Annotated in this window: 16 protein-coding genes and 1 pseudogene; 8 read left to right on the forward strand and 9 right to left on the reverse strand. The window is 63.3% G+C overall.

The genetic code is table 11. The features are described from left to right. Nucleotides 1-82: 82 nt before the first annotated feature. From NKJ73_RS25995 to NKJ73_RS26005, 3 genes are all read right to left on the reverse strand, one after another. A complete protein-coding gene (locus NKJ73_RS25995; RefSeq protein WP_352571563.1) occupies nucleotides 83-2,617 on the reverse strand; it encodes a mechanosensitive ion channel family protein in 2,535 nt (844 codons plus the stop codon). A 99-nt stretch (nucleotides 2,618-2,716) separates the two neighbouring features. Next, a complete protein-coding gene (locus NKJ73_RS26000) occupies nucleotides 2,717-3,721 on the reverse strand; it encodes a cytochrome d ubiquinol oxidase subunit II (protein WP_352571564.1) in 1,005 nt (334 codons plus the stop codon). Then, nucleotides 3,718-5,091: a cytochrome ubiquinol oxidase subunit I gene (locus NKJ73_RS26005; protein ID WP_352571565.1), complete on the reverse strand. Its 1,374-nt coding sequence runs from the start codon at nucleotides 5,089-5,091 to the stop codon at nucleotides 3,718-3,720. The genes NKJ73_RS26000 and NKJ73_RS26005 overlap by 4 nt, the downstream gene beginning before the upstream one ends. Before the next feature lie 263 nt (nucleotides 5,092-5,354). Here NKJ73_RS26005 and NKJ73_RS26010 point away from each other — a divergent pair, with 263 nt between their 5' ends. The 4 genes from NKJ73_RS26010 (at nucleotide 5,355) to NKJ73_RS26025 (ending at nucleotide 8,387) form a co-directional block, all read left to right on the forward strand. After that, on the forward strand, nucleotides 5,355-6,281 hold the full coding sequence (locus tag NKJ73_RS26010; protein WP_352571566.1) for an ABC transporter ATP-binding protein: 927 nt from the start codon (nucleotides 5,355-5,357) through the stop codon (nucleotides 6,279-6,281). Nucleotides 6,282-6,295: 14 nt separating this feature from the next. Continuing rightward, nucleotides 6,296-7,057 carry an ABC transporter permease gene (locus tag NKJ73_RS26015; protein WP_352451914.1) on the forward strand — a complete coding sequence of 254 codons (762 nt, stop codon included), beginning with the start codon at nucleotides 6,296-6,298 and terminating at the stop codon, nucleotides 7,055-7,057. Between the two features lie 161 nt (nucleotides 7,058-7,218). Further along, the gene (locus tag NKJ73_RS26020) at nucleotides 7,219-7,710 is read left to right on the forward strand and encodes a MarR family winged helix-turn-helix transcriptional regulator (protein ID WP_023679020.1); all 492 of its coding nucleotides are present in this window, start codon (nucleotides 7,219-7,221) and stop codon (nucleotides 7,708-7,710) included. Next, nucleotides 7,707-8,387 carry a GNAT family N-acetyltransferase gene (locus NKJ73_RS26025; RefSeq protein WP_352571567.1) on the forward strand — a complete coding sequence of 227 codons (681 nt, stop codon included), beginning with the start codon at nucleotides 7,707-7,709 and terminating at the stop codon, nucleotides 8,385-8,387. Before NKJ73_RS26020 ends, NKJ73_RS26025 begins: the two co-directional genes overlap by 4 nt. Nucleotides 8,388-8,487: 100 nt before the next feature. Here NKJ73_RS26025 and NKJ73_RS26030 read toward each other — a convergent pair whose 3' ends face one another. Further along, nucleotides 8,488-10,479 (reverse strand): PhoX family protein, encoded by a 1,992-nt coding sequence (locus tag NKJ73_RS26030; RefSeq protein ID WP_352571568.1) that lies wholly within the window; start codon nucleotides 10,477-10,479, stop codon nucleotides 8,488-8,490. Nucleotides 10,480-10,680: 201 nt separating this feature from the next. On the opposite strand from NKJ73_RS26030, the gene NKJ73_RS26035 reads away from it, so the two are divergent. Beyond that, a complete protein-coding gene (locus NKJ73_RS26035; protein WP_023679017.1) occupies nucleotides 10,681-11,019 on the forward strand; it encodes a hypothetical protein in 339 nt (112 codons plus the stop codon). A gap of 14 nt (nucleotides 11,020-11,033) precedes the next feature. Then, nucleotides 11,034-11,735: a phosphatase PAP2 family protein gene (locus NKJ73_RS26040; protein WP_352571569.1), complete on the forward strand. Its 702-nt coding sequence runs from the start codon at nucleotides 11,034-11,036 to the stop codon at nucleotides 11,733-11,735. A 1-nt stretch (nucleotide 11,736) separates the two neighbouring features. Here NKJ73_RS26040 and NKJ73_RS26045 read toward each other — a convergent pair whose 3' ends face one another. Continuing rightward, nucleotides 11,737-11,916, reverse strand: a complete 180-nt coding sequence (locus tag NKJ73_RS26045; RefSeq protein WP_352571570.1) for a hypothetical protein — start codon at nucleotides 11,914-11,916, stop codon at nucleotides 11,737-11,739. A gap of 78 nt (nucleotides 11,917-11,994) precedes the next feature. Between NKJ73_RS26045 and NKJ73_RS26050 the strand changes: the two are divergent. Next, nucleotides 11,995-12,244, forward strand: a pseudogene (locus tag NKJ73_RS26050) (sodium-independent anion transporter); the annotation flags it as partial. A 16-nt stretch (nucleotides 12,245-12,260) separates the two neighbouring features. On the opposite strand, the gene NKJ73_RS26055 reads toward NKJ73_RS26050, so the two are convergent. Further along, nucleotides 12,261-13,121 (reverse strand): SMP-30/gluconolactonase/LRE family protein, encoded by an 861-nt coding sequence (locus NKJ73_RS26055; RefSeq protein ID WP_352571571.1) that lies wholly within the window; start codon nucleotides 13,119-13,121, stop codon nucleotides 12,261-12,263. 115 nt (nucleotides 13,122-13,236) lie between these two features. Here NKJ73_RS26055 and NKJ73_RS26060 point away from each other — a divergent pair, with 115 nt between their 5' ends. Beyond that, nucleotides 13,237-14,040 carry a helix-turn-helix domain-containing protein gene (locus tag NKJ73_RS26060; RefSeq protein ID WP_352571572.1) on the forward strand — a complete coding sequence of 268 codons (804 nt, stop codon included), beginning with the start codon at nucleotides 13,237-13,239 and terminating at the stop codon, nucleotides 14,038-14,040. 126 nt (nucleotides 14,041-14,166) lie between these two features. Here NKJ73_RS26060 and NKJ73_RS26065 read toward each other — a convergent pair whose 3' ends face one another. From NKJ73_RS26065 to NKJ73_RS26075, 3 genes are read right to left on the reverse strand one after another with little or no spacing between them, the layout of a single operon-like run. Further along, complete coding sequence (locus NKJ73_RS26065) at nucleotides 14,167-14,967, reverse strand: C40 family peptidase (RefSeq protein ID WP_352571573.1); 801 nt, start codon at nucleotides 14,965-14,967, stop codon at nucleotides 14,167-14,169. 41 nt (nucleotides 14,968-15,008) lie between these two features. Then, nucleotides 15,009-15,956, reverse strand: coding sequence for a CHAD domain-containing protein (locus NKJ73_RS26070; RefSeq protein ID WP_352571574.1), 948 nt, complete (start codon nucleotides 15,954-15,956; stop codon nucleotides 15,009-15,011). Next, nucleotides 15,953-16,426, reverse strand: coding sequence for a CYTH domain-containing protein (locus NKJ73_RS26075; RefSeq protein WP_352571575.1), 474 nt, complete (start codon nucleotides 16,424-16,426; stop codon nucleotides 15,953-15,955). The genes NKJ73_RS26070 and NKJ73_RS26075 overlap by 4 nt, the downstream gene beginning before the upstream one ends. Nucleotides 16,427-16,436 lie beyond the last annotated feature (10 nt).

Raw genomic sequence — 16,436 nt, forward strand, 5'->3', positions numbered from 1 at the left:
CTCCACGCGCGGCGACCCCCTCTGTCGCTTTCAGCGACATCTCCCCCTCAAGGGGGGAGATCAGCAGTTTCCGCGCTTCGCACTACTCCCCCTTTTTCCAGGGCAGGCTCCAGCGCACCTTCTCCAGCGTCGCCTTTGCCACGGCCGAGTCCGGGTCGGGCTCTGTCTCGCGATAATGCGCCGAGCCCTCAGGCGGGTAGGCAAGTGTATTGTTGAGGGCGGATTTGTCGATCTGGCTGAAGTCGGGGAAAGGCAGATTTTGCGCCTCGCGCCAATCGCTGACCCTTTTCTCCGCGGCGATGCGTTTTTCGTCGTCGACCGGAAGGTCGGTGGCTCTGTATTCCAGTGACGAAGGGAAGGCGAACTGCGCGCCGGCATCATCCATGATGTTGATCATGGACAACAGAATGTCCTCGCGGATGGCTTGAAAATCGGCCACGTCGGCGGTTTTGATATAAGTGAACACGTCGATATCGAGCGAATAGGCGCCGAAGCCGGCAAAGCGCACGCGGCAGGGCTCATCGGTGACGCGCGGATGGGCAATCAGCAGCTTGCGCAGCTCGGCCAGGACGTAACGTAGCTGATCGGGCGTCGTTTCGTAGCGCAGCTGCAGCGTCGTCGCGAACCGGGTGCGATCGCGATGCGCGTAGTTCTCGATCTGCATGCCGGCGAAATCCGAGTTTGGCACCGAGATGATCGTGCGGTCGAGCGACCGGATGCGGGTGGAGCGCATGCCGATATGCTCGATCGTGCCGGACTGGTCGCCGAACTTGCAGAAGTCGCCGACGCTGACCGGCCGATCGGCATAGAGCGTCAGGCCGGAGAGGAAGTTCTGCAGCGTCGGCTGCGCGGCCAGCGCCACCGCCAGACCGCCGATGCCGAGACCGGCGATGACGCCTTCGTAGGGGATGGCGAGCACTTCGGCCAGCAGCAGGAAGGCGACGACCAGCACGGCGACGCGCGCCACGCCGGTGGACAGCGAAATCAGCGTGTCGTGATAGCCGGGCACCTGCCACAGTCCACGGTAATGGTCGGCGACCTTGCCGATCAGGTGCCAGACCACCGGCACGGCGCCGATCACGACCAGGCTCCAGGCGATTGCCTTGACCGGGGCGGCGACCACTTGCGGCAGACCGAGCGGGCGCAGCGTCAACAGCAGGAAGAAGCCAAGCACGATCGAGCGCACCGCCCATTCGACAATGCGGAAGAAGGCCGGGCTGTCCGTCCTTCGCACAAACAAGGAAATCAGCGCATTGGCGATGAAGCCGAAGACGATGCCGGCCAGTGCGGCAAGGCCGAGCATCGACCATTGCCAGCGCTCCATCGGGCCGGCGCGGGTGAGCAGGCCGGGGCTGATCTCGCGGGCGAGGCCACGGGCGATGAAGAACGGGTCGGTGCTGGCGAAGGCGGCGAATTCCGGCGCCACCGGCACGTCTTCGACATCGGCGTAGAGCGCGCGGATGTGGGCGAGCGTCTCGGGCGTGAACTGCCAGATCTTGCCCTTCTCAGTCTCGACCGGGCCGATGACGATGTTGCCGACGGGATGCTCGAAATAGACGAAGGGGGTGTTGCTCTTCGGATCGTCGGGGATCTCCTGCCAATAGACGTAGCCGATGCGGTCGATGACCTTTTTGAGATAGCGCTCGAGCAGGAACGCCTCGTCGCCACGCACCGCCTGACTGTAGTTGCGCAGGTCGAGCGCCGCCTGGGCCGGGTCGCCGGCTTCGGTGAGGCCGCTCAACAATACCTTGAACGTGTCGCGCGGCGAGGCGAGCCTGCTCGGATCGTCGACCATGTCGACGGCTTCGCCACGCGCTTCCTGGAATTCGGCGAGCTTGGCCTGGAGCTGGGCAAGTGGCGGCCCGACGATGAACCAGTCGCCATTCTTGCGACGAAAAGTGACGTCGAAGGAGATCCTGGTGCCGTATTGCGGCAGCGTCGCCGTCACCTCGTCTCCGGAAATCGCATCATGCGGCATGCTCCACAGACGGAACGTCGCGTTGTCGATGACGGTGAACAGAAGCTTGGTGTAATCGGGCATGTTGAGGCCGCCGCGGTCGGCCTCGGTGACGTCGACGAGACCCGCTGCCAGACCGGCAAGACCCATGCCGCCACCGGTGGCGCGCGGCACATTGTCGGCGCCGCTCTCGTTCATTGTCTGCAGGAACGAGCGCATGGTGCTCATCGGGCTCGACTGGTCGACACGGACGTCCTCGACGGCGCTGACGCGCACACCTGTCCACCATTCGGCGGTGGCGGCATCGAAGCGGCCCATGAAGCTGCCGCCGTCAGGCGATTGGACGAAGGTGAAGGCGCCCTGGCGGTCGCCTTCGAACCAGTGGCCGACAAGCTTGTCGCCTTCGGCCTTGGCCTCGATACGGCCGTTATAAAGCGGGTACACGCCCTTTACGTCAGTGCCCGTCTGCTCGAACTTGATCTGGGCGCCGCCGCCGCGCCACTTCGTGTCCCACACGCCCGTCCAGTTGGCCGCGTCCTGGGCATGCGCCTGCGGCATGGCCGGCAGCAGGCCGGCAAGCGCGAGTGCGCCGATCAGCGCGACCGTCCGGATCAGCAAAAGCAGCAGCCGATCCTGTCCTGCCGCAGAAAAGGGGTTCATTCTGTTGCCCTTCTTCTTGCCGGCGATTCTGCTGGGCCGGCCAGAGAAGGTTATTCCGCTTGAAGATGAATATTCTGTTTCAGGCGACGGCGATACCGGTCAGTCATAGGTCAGATCCGTCGCCTTGCCGGCGAACACCCGGTAGGCAAAGAACGAATAGAAGATGATGATCGGCAGCACGACGACCGTCCCGACCAGGATGACGGCCAGGCTTTCGGGTGCCGAAGCAGCCTGCCAGATGGTCAGCCGGTCGGGCACCACGAAGGGGTAGAACGACCAGGCGAGGCCGGCAAAGCCGAGCGTGAAGATCGCGGCCAATGTCAGGAACGGGAGCAGCGCGTGGCGGTCGTCGGGCTTCGGCAGATGGAAGGTCTGGCGCCACAGCCACAGGAACAGCACTGCCGACAGGATCGGCAGCGGCGACAAATAGAGCATGGCCGGCCAGACGAACCATTTGTCGAAGATGCGCGCGCTGGCAAAGGGCGTGGCCAGCGATACCGCGACCATGCCGAGCGCGGTCAGCACCAACGCCGTGCGCAGCCACAGCACCGCCTTCTTCTGCAGATCGCCTTCGGTCTTATAGATGACCCAGGCCGCGCCCATCGCCGCGTAGGCCGCGGCAAGGCAGAGCGCCACCAGCGCGCCGAACGCCATGCCGCCAGGGCCGACGTCGAGGCCGAGCACATAGACGCCGAGCATATAACCTTGCGCCAGCGAAGCGATGACCGAGCCGAGGAAGAAGATGCGGTTCCAGCGGTGCTTCCTGCCGGCCGGCACCTTGGCGCGGAAATCGAAGGCGACGCCGCGCAGGATCAAGCCGACCAGCAGCACGAAGACCGGAATGTAGAGCGCCGTCAGAATGGTGCCGTGCGCCAATGGAAAGGCGACCAGCAGCAAGCCCACCGCCAGCACCAGCCAGGTCTCGTTAGCGTCCCAGAACGGGCCGATGGCGGCGATCATCGTATCCTGTTCGGTGTCTTCGGCTGCGGCGAACAGGATGCCGATGCCGAGATCGAAGCCGTCGAGGATGACGTAGATCAGGATAGCGAGGCCCATCAGGCCGGCGAAGATCAGAGGCAGCAGGGTCGGCCAGTCGAAGCTCATGATGTTTCTCCTGGTTGCGCAACCGGCTGCGACAGCGGCCTGTTCATGACGCCCGGTAGCGGCGAGGTGTCACCATCCTTCGCCGCCTTCAATGCCAGATGCACCAACACGCCGAGATAGGCGATCAAGAGCAGCACATAGAGGATGAGATAGACCGCGAGCGACAGCGCGACATGGCTGCCGGCGACCGGCCCGACAGCATCGGCGGTACGCAGCACGCCGGTGACCAGCCAGGGCTGGCGGCCGATCTCGGTGGTGTACCAGCCGGCCAGCGTCGCCAGCCAGCCGGACAGCGCCATCGGCACCATGACAAGCGCCAGCGGCTTGGGCAGGCCGTGGCGGCGCTTGAGGAAGAAGGCCGCCGACCAGGAGACGGCGAGCATCAGGAGGCCGGTGCCGACCATGATGCGAAAGCCCCAGAACACCGGAAATACCGGGGGATGGTTGCCGGCATAATCGTTCAGCCCCGGTACGACGCCGCCGGCGCTGTGCCTGAGGATGAGGCTGGCGCCATCGGGAATGGTGAGCTCGAACCTGTTCTCCTTGGCCGCTTCATCGGGAAGCGCAAACAGCACCAGCGGCACGTTGGGACCGGTGTTCCAGTTGGCCTCCATCGCGGCGATCTTCTGCGGCTGGTGTTCCAGCGTGTTGAGGCCGTGCTGGTCGCCGGCAAAGATCTGGATGGGGATCAGGATCGCGGCGGTGAAGACGCCGGTGCGCAGCGCCTTCCACATCGATTCCGAGCGATCGCCGTAGAGATAGCGCAGCGCCGACAGGCCGGCGACCAGGAACGAGACGGTCAGGCCCGAAGCAAGCAGCATATGGACGAGCCGGTAGGGCATGGACGGATTGAAGACAACGGCCCACCAGTCGGTGGCGTGCGCAACACCATCGCGCATTTCGAAGCCGGCCGGCGTCTGCATCCACGAATTGAGCGCGATGATCCAGAAGGCGGACAAGGTGGTGCCGCCGGCCACCAGCACCGTCGCCAGCGTGTGGACGCGGTTCGAGACACGGCGGAAGCCGAACAGCATGATGCCGAGGAACGCCGCCTCGAGGAAGAAGGCGGTCAAGATTTCGTAGGCCAGCAGCGGGCCGGCAATGTTGCCGACCGTCTCCATATAGCCCGGCCAGTTGGTGCCGAACTGAAAACTCATGGTGACGCCGGAAACCACGCCCATGGCGAAGGACAGCGCGAATACCTTAACCCAGGTGAAATAAGCGCGCATCCAGGCGGAATCGTTTGTCGCGTTGTAGCGGAGCTTGAAGAACAGCAGCACCCAGCCGAGCGCGATGGTGATCGCCGGGAACAGGATGTGGAACGAGATGTTCGCGCCGAACTGTATGCGCGACAGAATGAGCGGGTCCATGGCGGCTCCGGCTGCTGCTTGTTTGTTGAAGGATAGGCTTGATGCACCGGACGGTCAAAGCGGCGTCCCGCCGCGAGGCGGAACGCCGCAGTGCGGTTAATCTGCTTTTGCGTGGAATTTGGCTGGACGACCGGGCAGGTGTTGCCTATTCCGGCGAACCTCGATGGTCCAGAACTGTCAGGAGCGCCATTGACATCCGGATTTGCGAACCGACATTCAGCGGATTAAATCAACAACTCTGTTTCAAGCAGTCGTTTTCAGCCATGCAGCCGATCATCTCGATTTCCGGGGTCACCAAGACCTACGCCACCGGCTTCAAGGCGCTGAAGGAGATCAATCTCGACATCGTGCGCGGCGAGATCTTTGCGCTGCTCGGGCCGAATGGCGCCGGCAAGACAACGCTGATCTCGATCGTCTGCGGCATCGTCAACCGCTCGTCGGGTTCCGTCACCGTCGACGGCCATGACATCAACCGCGACTACCGCGCCGCGCGCAGTCTGATCGGGCTGGTGCCGCAGGAACTGACCATCGACGCCTTCGAGAGCGTGTGGGCGACGGTTAACTACAGCCGCGGCCTGTTCGGCAAGCCGGCGGACAGGGCGTTCGTCGAAAAGGTGCTGCGCGACCTGTCGCTCTGGGACAAGAAGGACGCCAAGGCGATCACGCTGTCCGGCGGCATGAAGCGCCGGCTGATGATTGCCAAGGCGCTGTCGCACGAGCCGCGCATCCTGTTCCTCGACGAACCGACGGCAGGCGTCGATGTCGAACTGCGCCAGGACATGTGGGCGATGGTGCGCCGGCTGCGCGAAGACGGCGTCACCATCATCCTGACCACGCATTACATCGAAGAAGCCGAGGCGATGGCCGACCGCGTCGGCGTCATCAACCGCGGCGAGATCGTGCTGGTGGAGGACAAGGCCGAGCTGATGCGCAAGCTTGGCCGCAAACGGCTTGTGCTGGAACTGCGCAGTCCCCTGGCCACCGTTCCCGATGCTTTTTCGCACTACGCGCTGGAGCTTTCGCCGGATGGCGGACAGCTGACCTATACTTATGACAACCAGAGCGAACGGCCGGGCGTCGCCTCGCTGATCCGCGAGCTCGAGGCGGCCGGCATCCAGTTCCGCGACATCGATACGGAAAACAGCTCGCTCGAGGAGATCTTCGTCAATCTGGTGAGGAAACCGGCATGAACCCGCGCGCGGCCATGAATCTTCATGCGGTATGGGCGATCTATCGGGTGGAGATGGCGCGCGCCCTTCGCACTGTGCTGCAGAGCATCGTTTCGCCGGTCATTTCGACGTCGCTCTATTTCGTCGTCTTCGGTTCGGCCATCGGCTCGCGCATCACCGAGATCGACGGCATCAGCTACGGCGCCTTCATCGTACCGGGGCTGATCATGCTGTCGCTGCTGACGCAATCGATCTCCAACGCCTCCTTCGCCATCTATTTTCCGAAATTCGTCGGCTCGATCTACGAATTGCTGTCCGCGCCGGTGTCCTATCTGGAGATCGTCATCGCCTATGTCGGGGGCGCGGCGACAAAGTCGATCGTGCTTGGCCTGATCATCCTGGCGACGGCCTCGCTGTTCGTGCCGCTGACGATCGAGCATCCGTTCTGGATGCTCGCCTTCCTGGTGCTGACGGCGGTGACCTTCAGCCTGTTCGGCTTTATCATCGGCATCTGGGCGAAGAGCTTCGAGCAGCTGCAGCTGGTGCCGCTGCTGATCATCACGCCGCTGACCTTCCTCGGCGGCAGCTTCTATTCGATCAACATGCTGCCCGGCATCTGGCGCACGGTGACGCTGTTCAACCCGGTGGTCTACCTGGTCAGTGGGTTCCGCTGGAGCTTCTACGGCAAGTCCGACGTTTCGGTCGGCGTCAGCCTCGGCATGACGGTGGTCTTCCTGCTCATCTGCATAGCGATCGTCGCCTGGATCTTCAGGACCGGCTACCGGCTGCGCAACTGATCGAACGGGCCTCGTCCAGGCGAAGCAGCCTTATCGATCGACCTTTCCTTGCCGAAGGCGACATACGCCCGATGCCTGGAACCCGCGCTTGAATGCCTCGATCTTGCTTTTCATGCATTGTTATATATCATGTTATCGATGTTCATGGGATGAATTGACCTATGGAAGACGTCATACGATCGCTTGGCTTCCTGTGCCTGGGCAGCAGGCTGAAGCGTATAGGCGAGCAACTGCAAGCGGAGGCGCAGCGCCTGCTCGACAGGCTGGATGTCCCGGTTCAGGCGAGCCAATACCCGCTGCTGGCCGCGCTCGACAGACTGGGTCCGCTGTCGGTCGGGGAACTGGCGCAATCCCTTGGCATCGCGCAGCCAGGCGTAACGCGAAGCGTCTCGCTTCTGGCCGGATTGGGACTGCTCGAGGTCAGTCCGTCGACCGATGACCAGCGGCGCAGGATCGTCTCGCTTACTCGGGACGGCCGGCGGCTGGTCGATGTCGCAAAGCGCGACGTCTGGCCTTGCATCGAGAACGTGGTCGCGGATTTGTGCGCAGGTTTTTCGGGGCCACTTCTTGAGCAGCTGGCTGCCATCGAGGACGGCCTCGCCGCTGCCCCTCTCGACCGTCGTGTAAATAAGCCTGAGGGTGCCGCGCAATGAGACATCTGCTCGACCGCCCTATCTGGAGCGCGCTTCAGACGCGACATCGGGCCTTCGCGGAGGGTGACAACCTCGCCATGCGATATCGGCCGTCGATCGTCCCTTTCGCCGCCACTGGCGCGGACGACCCGGAAAGCCTGCGGGCGCTCGAAAAGCTTGTCTCCCCGGGCGAGAGTGTGATCCTGCTTCAAGCGGACGCGATTGCTCTGCCCACCGGGCTTTCCGCGACTTCGACCGCAGCCGGGGTTCAGATGATCGCCGAGCAGCCATTGCAGATCGTCTCCGACCCGCGCGTGCATCGTCTGACCCGAGACGATGCTGCTGAGATGCTCGCCCTGGCATTGCTCACCAAGCCTGGCCCATTCACGCTCGAAGCCTTGAGCCTGGGCGATTTTTGGGGTGTGAAAATCGAGGGCAGGCTTGCGGCAATGGCCGGTGAGCGCACGAAGCAACCTGGCTATACCGAACTCAGCGGGGTGTGCTCACATCCGGAATTTCGCGGCGGTGGCCTGGGCAAGCTGCTGTCCCTATTCGTGGCAAACCGGATAGTGGCGCGCGGCGAAGTTCCCTATCTCCACGCCTATGCCAGCAACGCCGCGGCCATAGCGTTATACGAGTCCATCGGCTTCAGGTTGCGAAGCACAATGAATGTCGCCGTGGTTCAGCGCACCGAATGATTAGTCGGCGCATGATGCGCAGCATGGATGCATCCCGTATCTCAAGGAAGGATTTCGTGTCGCCGAAATCCTTCCTCGAGATGCAAGAGCTGGCTGCGTGTCAGACCGCGATCTTGCCGCCGCCTTGCCTGGTGATGGCAACGACCGCCGGGCGCACCGGCATGTCCGGCTTGAAGTCGGGCCAGCGCGTCGACAAATCCTCATAGTAGGACGGACGGCCGAAAGCCTCCCAGTCCTCGCCGCCGTCGCCCGGATGCTGGACGGCAACGAAGGCGGTCTGGTCGTCCGGCGCAAACAGGGGACCGCACATTTCGGCGCCGATCGGCACGCGGAAGAACAGCTTTGATGTCGCCCGTGCCGTCCCCTCCGTATCGACAGCCCACAGACCATCGGTGCGGCCGGTGGCTTTCGGGCCTTGGCCGTCGGTGGCGACCCAGAGGCGGCCGGCCGAATCGACCGCGCAATTATCCGGCATGCCGAACCAGCCATTGGCGGTGGTTGCGGTCGAGAAGGTGGCGCCGACGTCGGCCACAGCGGGATCGCCGCATTTCAGCAGGATTTCCCACCTGCCCTTTGTCGCGGTGAAATCACCGCCGTCCTCGACGATCTCGATGATGTGGCCAAAGGCATTTTCGGCACGCGGGTTGGCGGCGTCGACCTGGTCGGCCTTGCGCTTCGAATTGTTGGTCAGCATGACATAGACCCTGCCGTTGGTGGCATTGGGCTGGATGTCTTCCGGACGGTCCATCTTGGTGGCGCCGAGCAGGTCGGCGGCGCGGCGCGTCTCGATCAGCACGTCGGCCTGGCTGGCAAAGCCGTTCTCCGCCGTCAGCGGCCCTTGGCCGAAGACGATCGGCAGCCATTCGACCGAACCGTCCTCGGCGAACTTGGCGACATGCAAGGTGCCGTCGTCGAGCAAATCCATGTTGGCGGCGCGGTTGTCCGGATCGAACTTGCCTGTGGTGACGAACTTATACACATAGTCGAAGCGCTCGTCGTCGCCGAGATAGAAGACGACACGGCCATCCTTGGCGACGATCGATTCGGCGCCCTCATGCTTGAAGCGCCCCATCGCGGTGCGCTTCCTCGGCGCCGAAGTCGGAGCCTGGACGTCGACCTCGACGATCCAGCCGAAGCGGTTCGGCTCGTTCGGCTCCTTGCCGATGTCGAAACGGTCGTAATGCGCTGCCCATTCATAGGCACCTTCGGGAATGCCGAGGCGCTTGTAATTGGCGGCTTCCTTATGCCCCTGCGGCAGCTCGCCCGAGAAATAGCCGTGGATGTTCTCCTCGGCCATGACATAGGTGCCCCACGGCGTGACGCCGCCAGCACAATTGTTGACGGTGCCGATGACCTTCGTGCCGGTCGGATCGGCGCTGGTCTTGACGCGGTCGTGGCCGGCGACCGGGCCGGAGAGCGCGATCTCGGTGTTGGAGGTGATGCGGCGGTTGAGCTTGCCGTCGCGAACGACCTGCCATTTGCCTGATACCTTGCGTATCTCGACGATAGTGCCGCCATGCGCCGTCATCTCGACGTCGACTTGTTCCTTGCTGAGGGGCGCCTGCTTGGCCTTGCCGTCGACGATGGTGACGAGGCCCGGAAACATCAGGTGCGGATTGGTGTATTCGTGGTTGACCACCAGCAGGCCGTGCTCGGCCGAGCCGTCGATCGGGATATAGCCGACATAGTCGTTGTTGTAGCCGAATTGTCTGGCCTGGGCTTCCGCCGACTGTTTTCTCGGATCGAATTCCGGCGAATCGGCGAACAGCGGATCGCCCCAGCGCAGCAGTACATCGGCGTCATAGCCGGGTGCGACGTGATGCTTGTCGTCGATGCCGGCCTCGAGCTCGTCAAAAGCGAAGGCGGAGCCTTCGGCGGCGCGGGCGTTGTCGGCGGTGATCAGCGCCAGCGGGCTGACGGTAGCGGCTATGGCCGAGACGGCAAGCGAGCTCTTGAGGAAGCCGCGGCGCGAGAACCGCGCGGCGATGATCTCACCCATGGTGCGGTTGTCGGTGAGATTGGCTCCTGGCCCGTCGTTTTCCTCGAGCAGGCTGGTTCGGAAATGGGCGTCAGGGGTGCGATGTTCGGTCATAGGGCCTGCCTCTGGCTGGATGGATTGCTGGAGCGTGTTGCCTGGCCAGTCCGGTATCGCCGGCAGGTCACAGTTTGATGACATGCCGGCTAATTGCCACCTGCGATTTCGTATCCAACATCGGCCCCGCTTGACCGCGACCGTCGCTTCGGAAACAAGAGCTGCGGCAGGCGCGTAGGGACACATCGGGAGAGAACAAAAGTGAGTTTCTGGGGACTTGGGCAGCTCTGCGTTTCGACGGTGATCTTCCTGCTGGCGGCGATGGCCGCAAAACAGTGGGGGCTGGCGCCGAGCCTCGGCAAGATTGTGCTGACGTTGGCGCTCTATTCGCTGGGCAATCTGATCATGCTGAGGCTGATCCGTGAATTCGGCATGTCGGTGTCGTTCAGCCTGTCGGCGGTGATCCAGCTGGTGTCGGTGAATGTGGTGGCGCTGGTCTTCTTCGGCGAGCGCGTCAATGCCTTACAGGCAACCGGCATCGTGCTTGCCATCGCAGCTGTGGCGCTGATCACGCTCGGGCCCTATCTGCAAAGGCTGTAACTGCGATCGGGCCGATGAAGAAGATTGCAAGCAGACTGCGCAACTGGCTGGAGTTCCCGGTTCTGCTTGCCGGGCTGGTCATTGCCGGCGGGCTGTGGGGGTTCGAGGAGCTGATGGAGCTGGCGCGGGCCACCACGCCGCATGCCTTCGACACCGAAATCCTGCTTGCCTTCCGCGAGGCCGGGCAGCCCGACAATCCGATCGGACCGGCGTGGCTGGAAGGGGCGATGCGCGACATCACCAGCCTCGGCAGCGCCAGCGTACTGGTGCTGATCACGGCAGCAATGATCGTCTATCTGCTCCTTATCCGCAGGCCAGGCGCGGCGCTTCTCATGTTCGTCGCGGTAGCGGGCGGCCAGCTCCTGTCAAGCGTGCTGAAATTCGATATCGACCGACCGCGCCCTGATCTGGTCTCGCATCTCGCCGATGTGGCATCGCTTTCGTTTCCGAGCGGCCACGCCATGCTGTCGGCGGTGACATATTTGACGCTGGGCAGCATGGCGGCGCGGTTTTTGCCCGGGCGGACAACGAAGATCTATGTACTCGGGCTGGCGGTGCTGACGACGGTGGTGGTCGGCATCAGCCGCATCTATCTCGGCGTCCACTGGCCGTCCGACGTATTGGCCGGCTGGTGCGCCGGCTTTGCCTGGGCGATGCTGTGCTGGCTTGCGGCACGGTTCCTGCAGCGATGGCTTGGGCGGGCCGACGGCACCTGACTCAAATCAGCCTATTGATCAGGCCATGACCGCAGCCTGCCAGCAGGAAAACCATCGACAGCAAGGCTGTCGAGGTCGCCAACGCTTTGAATATCTTCACCCGCTCATCCTTTTGAAGTCGTGCCTGTGCATTCGGGATCGCAGTGGATGTCCCGCCAAACGATGCCGAGGTTTGTAGCATGACAGCGCATCGGCTGGCAAAGAGTGCTGCATGTTTGGAGGCAGACCATCAATCCTTGGTGCAGGAAGACCTCGCCGACCGCGCCAGCGCCGGAACTTCATCCTCGACTGTTCGGCGGTGCCGTTCTTCGATTCGACGGCAGCAAATGTCATCGAGGGTGCGGCCCACAAGGCGAGCCGCGCCGGCGTTCGCTTCATTATATCAGGCGCTTCACCGCAGGATACGCCGCATGCTGATCAACCACGGTGTCAAGCGGCCGCTGGTGACTTATGCCGCCTCGATCACGGATGCGCGGGCGCAGCTGAGGAAAGCCGCGCCCGCCGCCTGAGCCGGCAACTGCCGGCTTAGTCGAGGCCCAACGCTGAGACCTCGCCCTCGTTCATCAGCGGCACGAAGATTGTCGACCTGCCGTCGGTGCCGATGTCGGCGCTGCCCGGTTTGAACGTCGCAACCACTTGCGGCGTACCGCCGGCTTTGTAGCGGTAGAGCGTGCCGGTCATATAGGCAGTGGCGTAGATGCTGCCGCCGATGGCAACGACGCCATCGAGGTTGGCAAACTTTTCCGCGCCAGCCAGTGGCGAAACGGCCTTGGTAGCAAGATCGACCGAGAGCAGGCCGCCCGGCTCCGCGGTGCTGAAGTCGGGCTTGATGCCCTTGCCCCACGAAGCGACGATCAGCCGGCCGCCATCGGCGAAGATGCCATTCGGCGAAGCAAGCGCCGCATCCCTGACGAACAGTTCGGGCCGGCCGCCGTCGATGCGATAGATCGTATCGGCAAGCATATCCGTGACGTAGACCTTGCCGGATGCATCAGCGGTCATGTCGTTGAGAAAGACCGCGTTCGGCACGTCGATCGTCGATGTTAGCTTGCCGCTTGCGAGGTCGACGACGCGCACATGGGTGAGGTCGGCGACGTAGAGTTTGCCGCCGACAATCGCCATGCCCTTGGGCGCGTCCATGCCGCCGGTCCAGTGTTGCGTGACTAGCTTGCCGTCCATCGACAGGATCGACAGATAGCCGTTGCCGTCGGCTTCGCCGGGATTGCCGACGATGTTCGAGACGATAACGCGCTGGCCGGCGGCGTCGAACAGCGCCGATTCAGGCTGCTCGAGGCCGCCGGTGCGCCAGAGTTCAGCGGCCTGAACTGCTGGCGCGGCCGCGATGCCGACCAGGGCGAGAAGTATCGAGGTGAAGAGGCTCTTCATGGCTAGTCTCCTGTAATGGACTGGCGGAGAGCTAGGCCTTTCGATACTTTTCGGGAAGATCTATCAGGACTAGTACCGAAGGCTGATACCAAATCGTGCAAAAGAGGTGCATCCCATGAACGGCCTGATCTTCGAAGCGCTGAAGCGGACGCTTAAGGCAAAGGGCATCACCTATCGCGTCCTTGCCGAGCGGATGGGTGTTTCCGAGCCGACGGTGAAGCGCATCTTCCACGAGCGCAACTGCAAGCTCGACCGGCTGATGGAGATCTGCACTGCCGCCGGCGTAGAGTTGGAGAACGTGCTCGGCTCTATGAACAGAGGACCAGGACCCGCCAACCAGATCGCGCCGGAGATCGAGCGGAAGCTCGCCGGGCGGCCGGCACTGCTGTTCGTCTTTGTCATGCTTTCCGAGAAATTCACGCCCGAAGGCATCATGCGCTCACAAGGGCTGAGCGAGGCTTCGATGTTCCTCTATCTGCGCGAGCTCGAGGAACTCGGCCTGGTTGCGCTCGGTCGCGGCCTGTCGGCAAGGCTGCTCGTCGAGGCGCCGATCCAGTGGAACTTCGACGGGCCATTGCGGCCGCTGTTCGAGATGACCAACAAGAATTTCATCGGCTGGGCCATCACCCATCTTGAGCGCGAGTCGACATTCGTCAGCTTCTCCAGGCGGATGCGGCCGGAAACGGCGGAAATGGTCAGGCGCGAGGCGGAGGAGTTGGCGGAGCGCGCCAAATTGCTTGCTCATCACGACCAGCACACGACGCCCGAGGACCGGCTGGTTGGTTACAAATGGACGTTTGCGTTCGGCGCAACGCCGTTCCCGGTGATCATGCCGATCGGGCCGCATCCGCGCGACGCAGGCGCACGGACGGACGATCGAGTTGCGGCTGCCGCAAACGGACGACGTCTGCCGGCCTAGGTCAAAATGCAGAACGACCGAGTCCTGGCTGTTGGCGGCAGCCAGTCTGACTGAGCTTCTCACCCCTGAGTATCGGCCGCAAACCGGTTCTCAGAGCGTCCCTTGCTCAACCACAAGATCGAGCGGCTATTCCGCGGTCTTGTTCGCCGCCACCTTGTCATCCCAGACCATCTGCCGGTAGTCGAAGCCGTATTCCAGCGTCGGCTTGACGATGCGGAAATAGGGCGACAGGTCAAAGTCGCGCGGCGTGTAGAGCGAGTGGTGGCGGATGTGCAGGATTTCCTTGCGCGAATAGCTCGACTGGGCCGAAGCACGGCCGGGCGCCCGGGTAATCTCGGGCAGGATCGGGTAGCGGATCCGGCCGTATGCCTCGGCGATCAGCGACGAGCAGATGGCGCGCGTCGGGTCGCCGGAACCGAAAGCCAGCATGCGGCGGCGCCAACGCACCGGCACCGGCGGCGTCGGCAAGAAGTAGCGCAGCATGTCGAATATGTTCTTGAGATCGTATCTGAGACCGAGCCTGCCGATCATGAAGGCGACGACCGTGTCGCGGTCTTCGGGAGCCAGGCCGCTCGCCCGGCAGATGCGGGTGTTATAGCTGCGGTAGCGCGACAGCGGCACGGCGGTGCAGCCATCGCCAAGCGTGACCTCGATCAGGCGCCGCCGCTCCGAGCCGTCCTCGGGTTCCGGCAATGCATCGCCGACATAGAAGGCGGCATGCGACCAGGTCGACTGGGTGAGGTATTTGATCGCCGCCGAGATCTTCTGGTTGCCTTCGATGAGCAGGATGTCGCCGGGCTCGAGCGTGCGGCGCAGCGTTTCAGCGTCCGACGGCGTGTAAGGCTCGTAGCCGGACGATTCCTCCTGCAGCCGGCCGGCAAGCCAGCGGCCAAGTCGGTCCAGAAGCGTGTCGCCGGGCTCGGTCATGCCAGACGGCGATTACCACAGGGCGGCAAATTAGACCATGATCAGCCCACGCCAGGCGCGCCGGCGTCTTCGTGCTGCGGTGCCGCTGTGAGATCTTCGCGCACCTTGCGGGCGAGCTTCCTCGTCGAGCGCTTCGGACTGTCGCCGAAAAGCTCGGCCGCCTCGGCGAGGCAGGTCTTTTTCAGGCCCTTTTCCGAGCGCTTCAGCAGCTTGGCAAGCAACCGCGTCTCCTCAGGGGGGCCGAGCGGTTGGTCCTCGGCATCTATAAGCGCGCGCATGACGAACACATCGTGGAGCTCGCCAAGCCGCTCGCCCAATTCGTCGACGGCCTTGCGCCGCGTCTTGATCGGCGTCGGCCACAGCCTGCCAAGCAGCGACAGGTGCATGCCATGCGTCTTGGCCGCCTTGCGCAGATCGTGAAAGTCATCGGCTTCGCCGCGCGAAGCCGCCTTGTCCAGCGCTTTCCTGGCGCGGCGCAAAGTGGTGCGCGCGCCTTCGGCGAGCACGTCGGCAGCCTGCTCCGGCTGGTCGGGCAGAGCGAGCTTGTCGATCCGGGCGACACCTTCCTCGCAAGCGGAAATCGCCGCGCCTATCGCAGCATCGAGGCCTGCTCCGCCATGCAGTTCATGCTGGCGCGCGACGAGCCTGTCACGCACGGCACCGAGGCCATCGCCGGCACTTTGCTCGGGAAAGCTTGCCGCCAGCCGGTCGATTGTTTCCACCAGTGCGGTCGCCTCGCGCGGGCCGGCAAGCAGGGCCGCCACCTGGCGGTAGCACTGATTCTCCGTCACGCAGAATGTTTCATCTCCGGAACGGACAAGGCGCAGCAAGGCGCGGACGTTCTTCAGCCGTTTGCGGCATTTGTGCAGCCCCTGTTCGGGCCTGTCACGCGCGGCGTCCAGATGGACAAGCGCCTTGCCGATCTCCTCGGCGAAGATGCGCCTGACCTCTCCGGTCAGCGACATGCGCGGATCGATACGAAAGCTCATGCGACGATCTCCGGAATCCCCCCAAGGGCGAGCGACGCGTTGTAAAATCTTGGCTCGCCGGTGACTTCACGGCCGAGCCAATGTGGCAGCATTTCGTCCTGTACATCATCCGGCGTCTCGAGCTCGGCGATCACCAACCCCGCAAGCGTCCCGCCGAAGACATCGACTTCGTAGCGATAGCCGCGGTGTCTAACATGGTGGCGTGTCTTCTCGATGACATGTCCGATGGCAAAGGCCTGCATCTCCTGCGCCTCCGCCAAAGGTACCGGATATTCGAATTCATCGCGCTCGCGTGCCTGGCTGCCGAACTTGAGCGTCAGCTTGGCGGCCGCATCGTTGCTGATGCGCACACGCACCGTGCGGCTGGGTTCGGCGACTAGGTAGAATTGACGGATATGAATGTCCGCCTCGACCATTGCCCGCCATTCGTCACCTGAGACCAGGAACTTACGCTCGATTTCCTTGCCCATGGCCAGGCAC

It is taken from the genome of Mesorhizobium sp. M0074, assembly GCF_040322975.1.
Taxonomy (GTDB): domain Bacteria; phylum Pseudomonadota; class Alphaproteobacteria; order Rhizobiales; family Rhizobiaceae; genus Mesorhizobium.

What these genes read in the sequence shown, in the direction of transcription:
- NKJ73_RS25995 (WP_352571563.1), bottom strand. Translation starts at nt 2,617, where the DNA reads ATGAACCCCTTTTCTGCGGCAGGACAGGATCGGCTGCTGCTTTTGCTG.
- NKJ73_RS26000 (WP_352571564.1), bottom strand. Translation starts at nt 3,721, where the DNA reads ATGAGCTTCGACTGGCCGACCCTGCTGCCTCTGATCTTCGCCGGCCTG.
- NKJ73_RS26005 (WP_352571565.1), bottom strand. Translation starts at nt 5,091, where the DNA reads ATGGACCCGCTCATTCTGTCGCGCATACAGTTCGGCGCGAACATCTCG.
- NKJ73_RS26010 (WP_352571566.1), top strand. Translation starts at nt 5,355, where the DNA reads ATGCAGCCGATCATCTCGATTTCCGGGGTCACCAAGACCTACGCCACC.
- NKJ73_RS26015 (WP_352451914.1), top strand. Translation starts at nt 6,296, where the DNA reads ATGAATCTTCATGCGGTATGGGCGATCTATCGGGTGGAGATGGCGCGC.
- NKJ73_RS26020 (WP_023679020.1), top strand. Translation starts at nt 7,219, where the DNA reads ATGGAAGACGTCATACGATCGCTTGGCTTCCTGTGCCTGGGCAGCAGG.
- NKJ73_RS26025 (WP_352571567.1), top strand. Translation starts at nt 7,707, where the DNA reads ATGAGACATCTGCTCGACCGCCCTATCTGGAGCGCGCTTCAGACGCGA.
- NKJ73_RS26030 (WP_352571568.1), bottom strand. Translation starts at nt 10,479, where the DNA reads ATGACCGAACATCGCACCCCTGACGCCCATTTCCGAACCAGCCTGCTC.
- NKJ73_RS26040 (WP_352571569.1), top strand. Translation starts at nt 11,034, where the DNA reads ATGAAGAAGATTGCAAGCAGACTGCGCAACTGGCTGGAGTTCCCGGTT.
- NKJ73_RS26045 (WP_352571570.1), bottom strand. Translation starts at nt 11,916, where the DNA reads ATGCTACAAACCTCGGCATCGTTTGGCGGGACATCCACTGCGATCCCG.
- NKJ73_RS26055 (WP_352571571.1), bottom strand. Translation starts at nt 13,121, where the DNA reads ATGAAGAGCCTCTTCACCTCGATACTTCTCGCCCTGGTCGGCATCGCG.
- NKJ73_RS26060 (WP_352571572.1), top strand. Translation starts at nt 13,237, where the DNA reads ATGAACGGCCTGATCTTCGAAGCGCTGAAGCGGACGCTTAAGGCAAAG.
- NKJ73_RS26065 (WP_352571573.1), bottom strand. Translation starts at nt 14,967, where the DNA reads ATGACCGAGCCCGGCGACACGCTTCTGGACCGACTTGGCCGCTGGCTT.
- NKJ73_RS26070 (WP_352571574.1), bottom strand. Translation starts at nt 15,956, where the DNA reads ATGAGCTTTCGTATCGATCCGCGCATGTCGCTGACCGGAGAGGTCAGG.
- NKJ73_RS26075 (WP_352571575.1), bottom strand. Translation starts at nt 16,426, where the DNA reads ATGGGCAAGGAAATCGAGCGTAAGTTCCTGGTCTCAGGTGACGAATGG.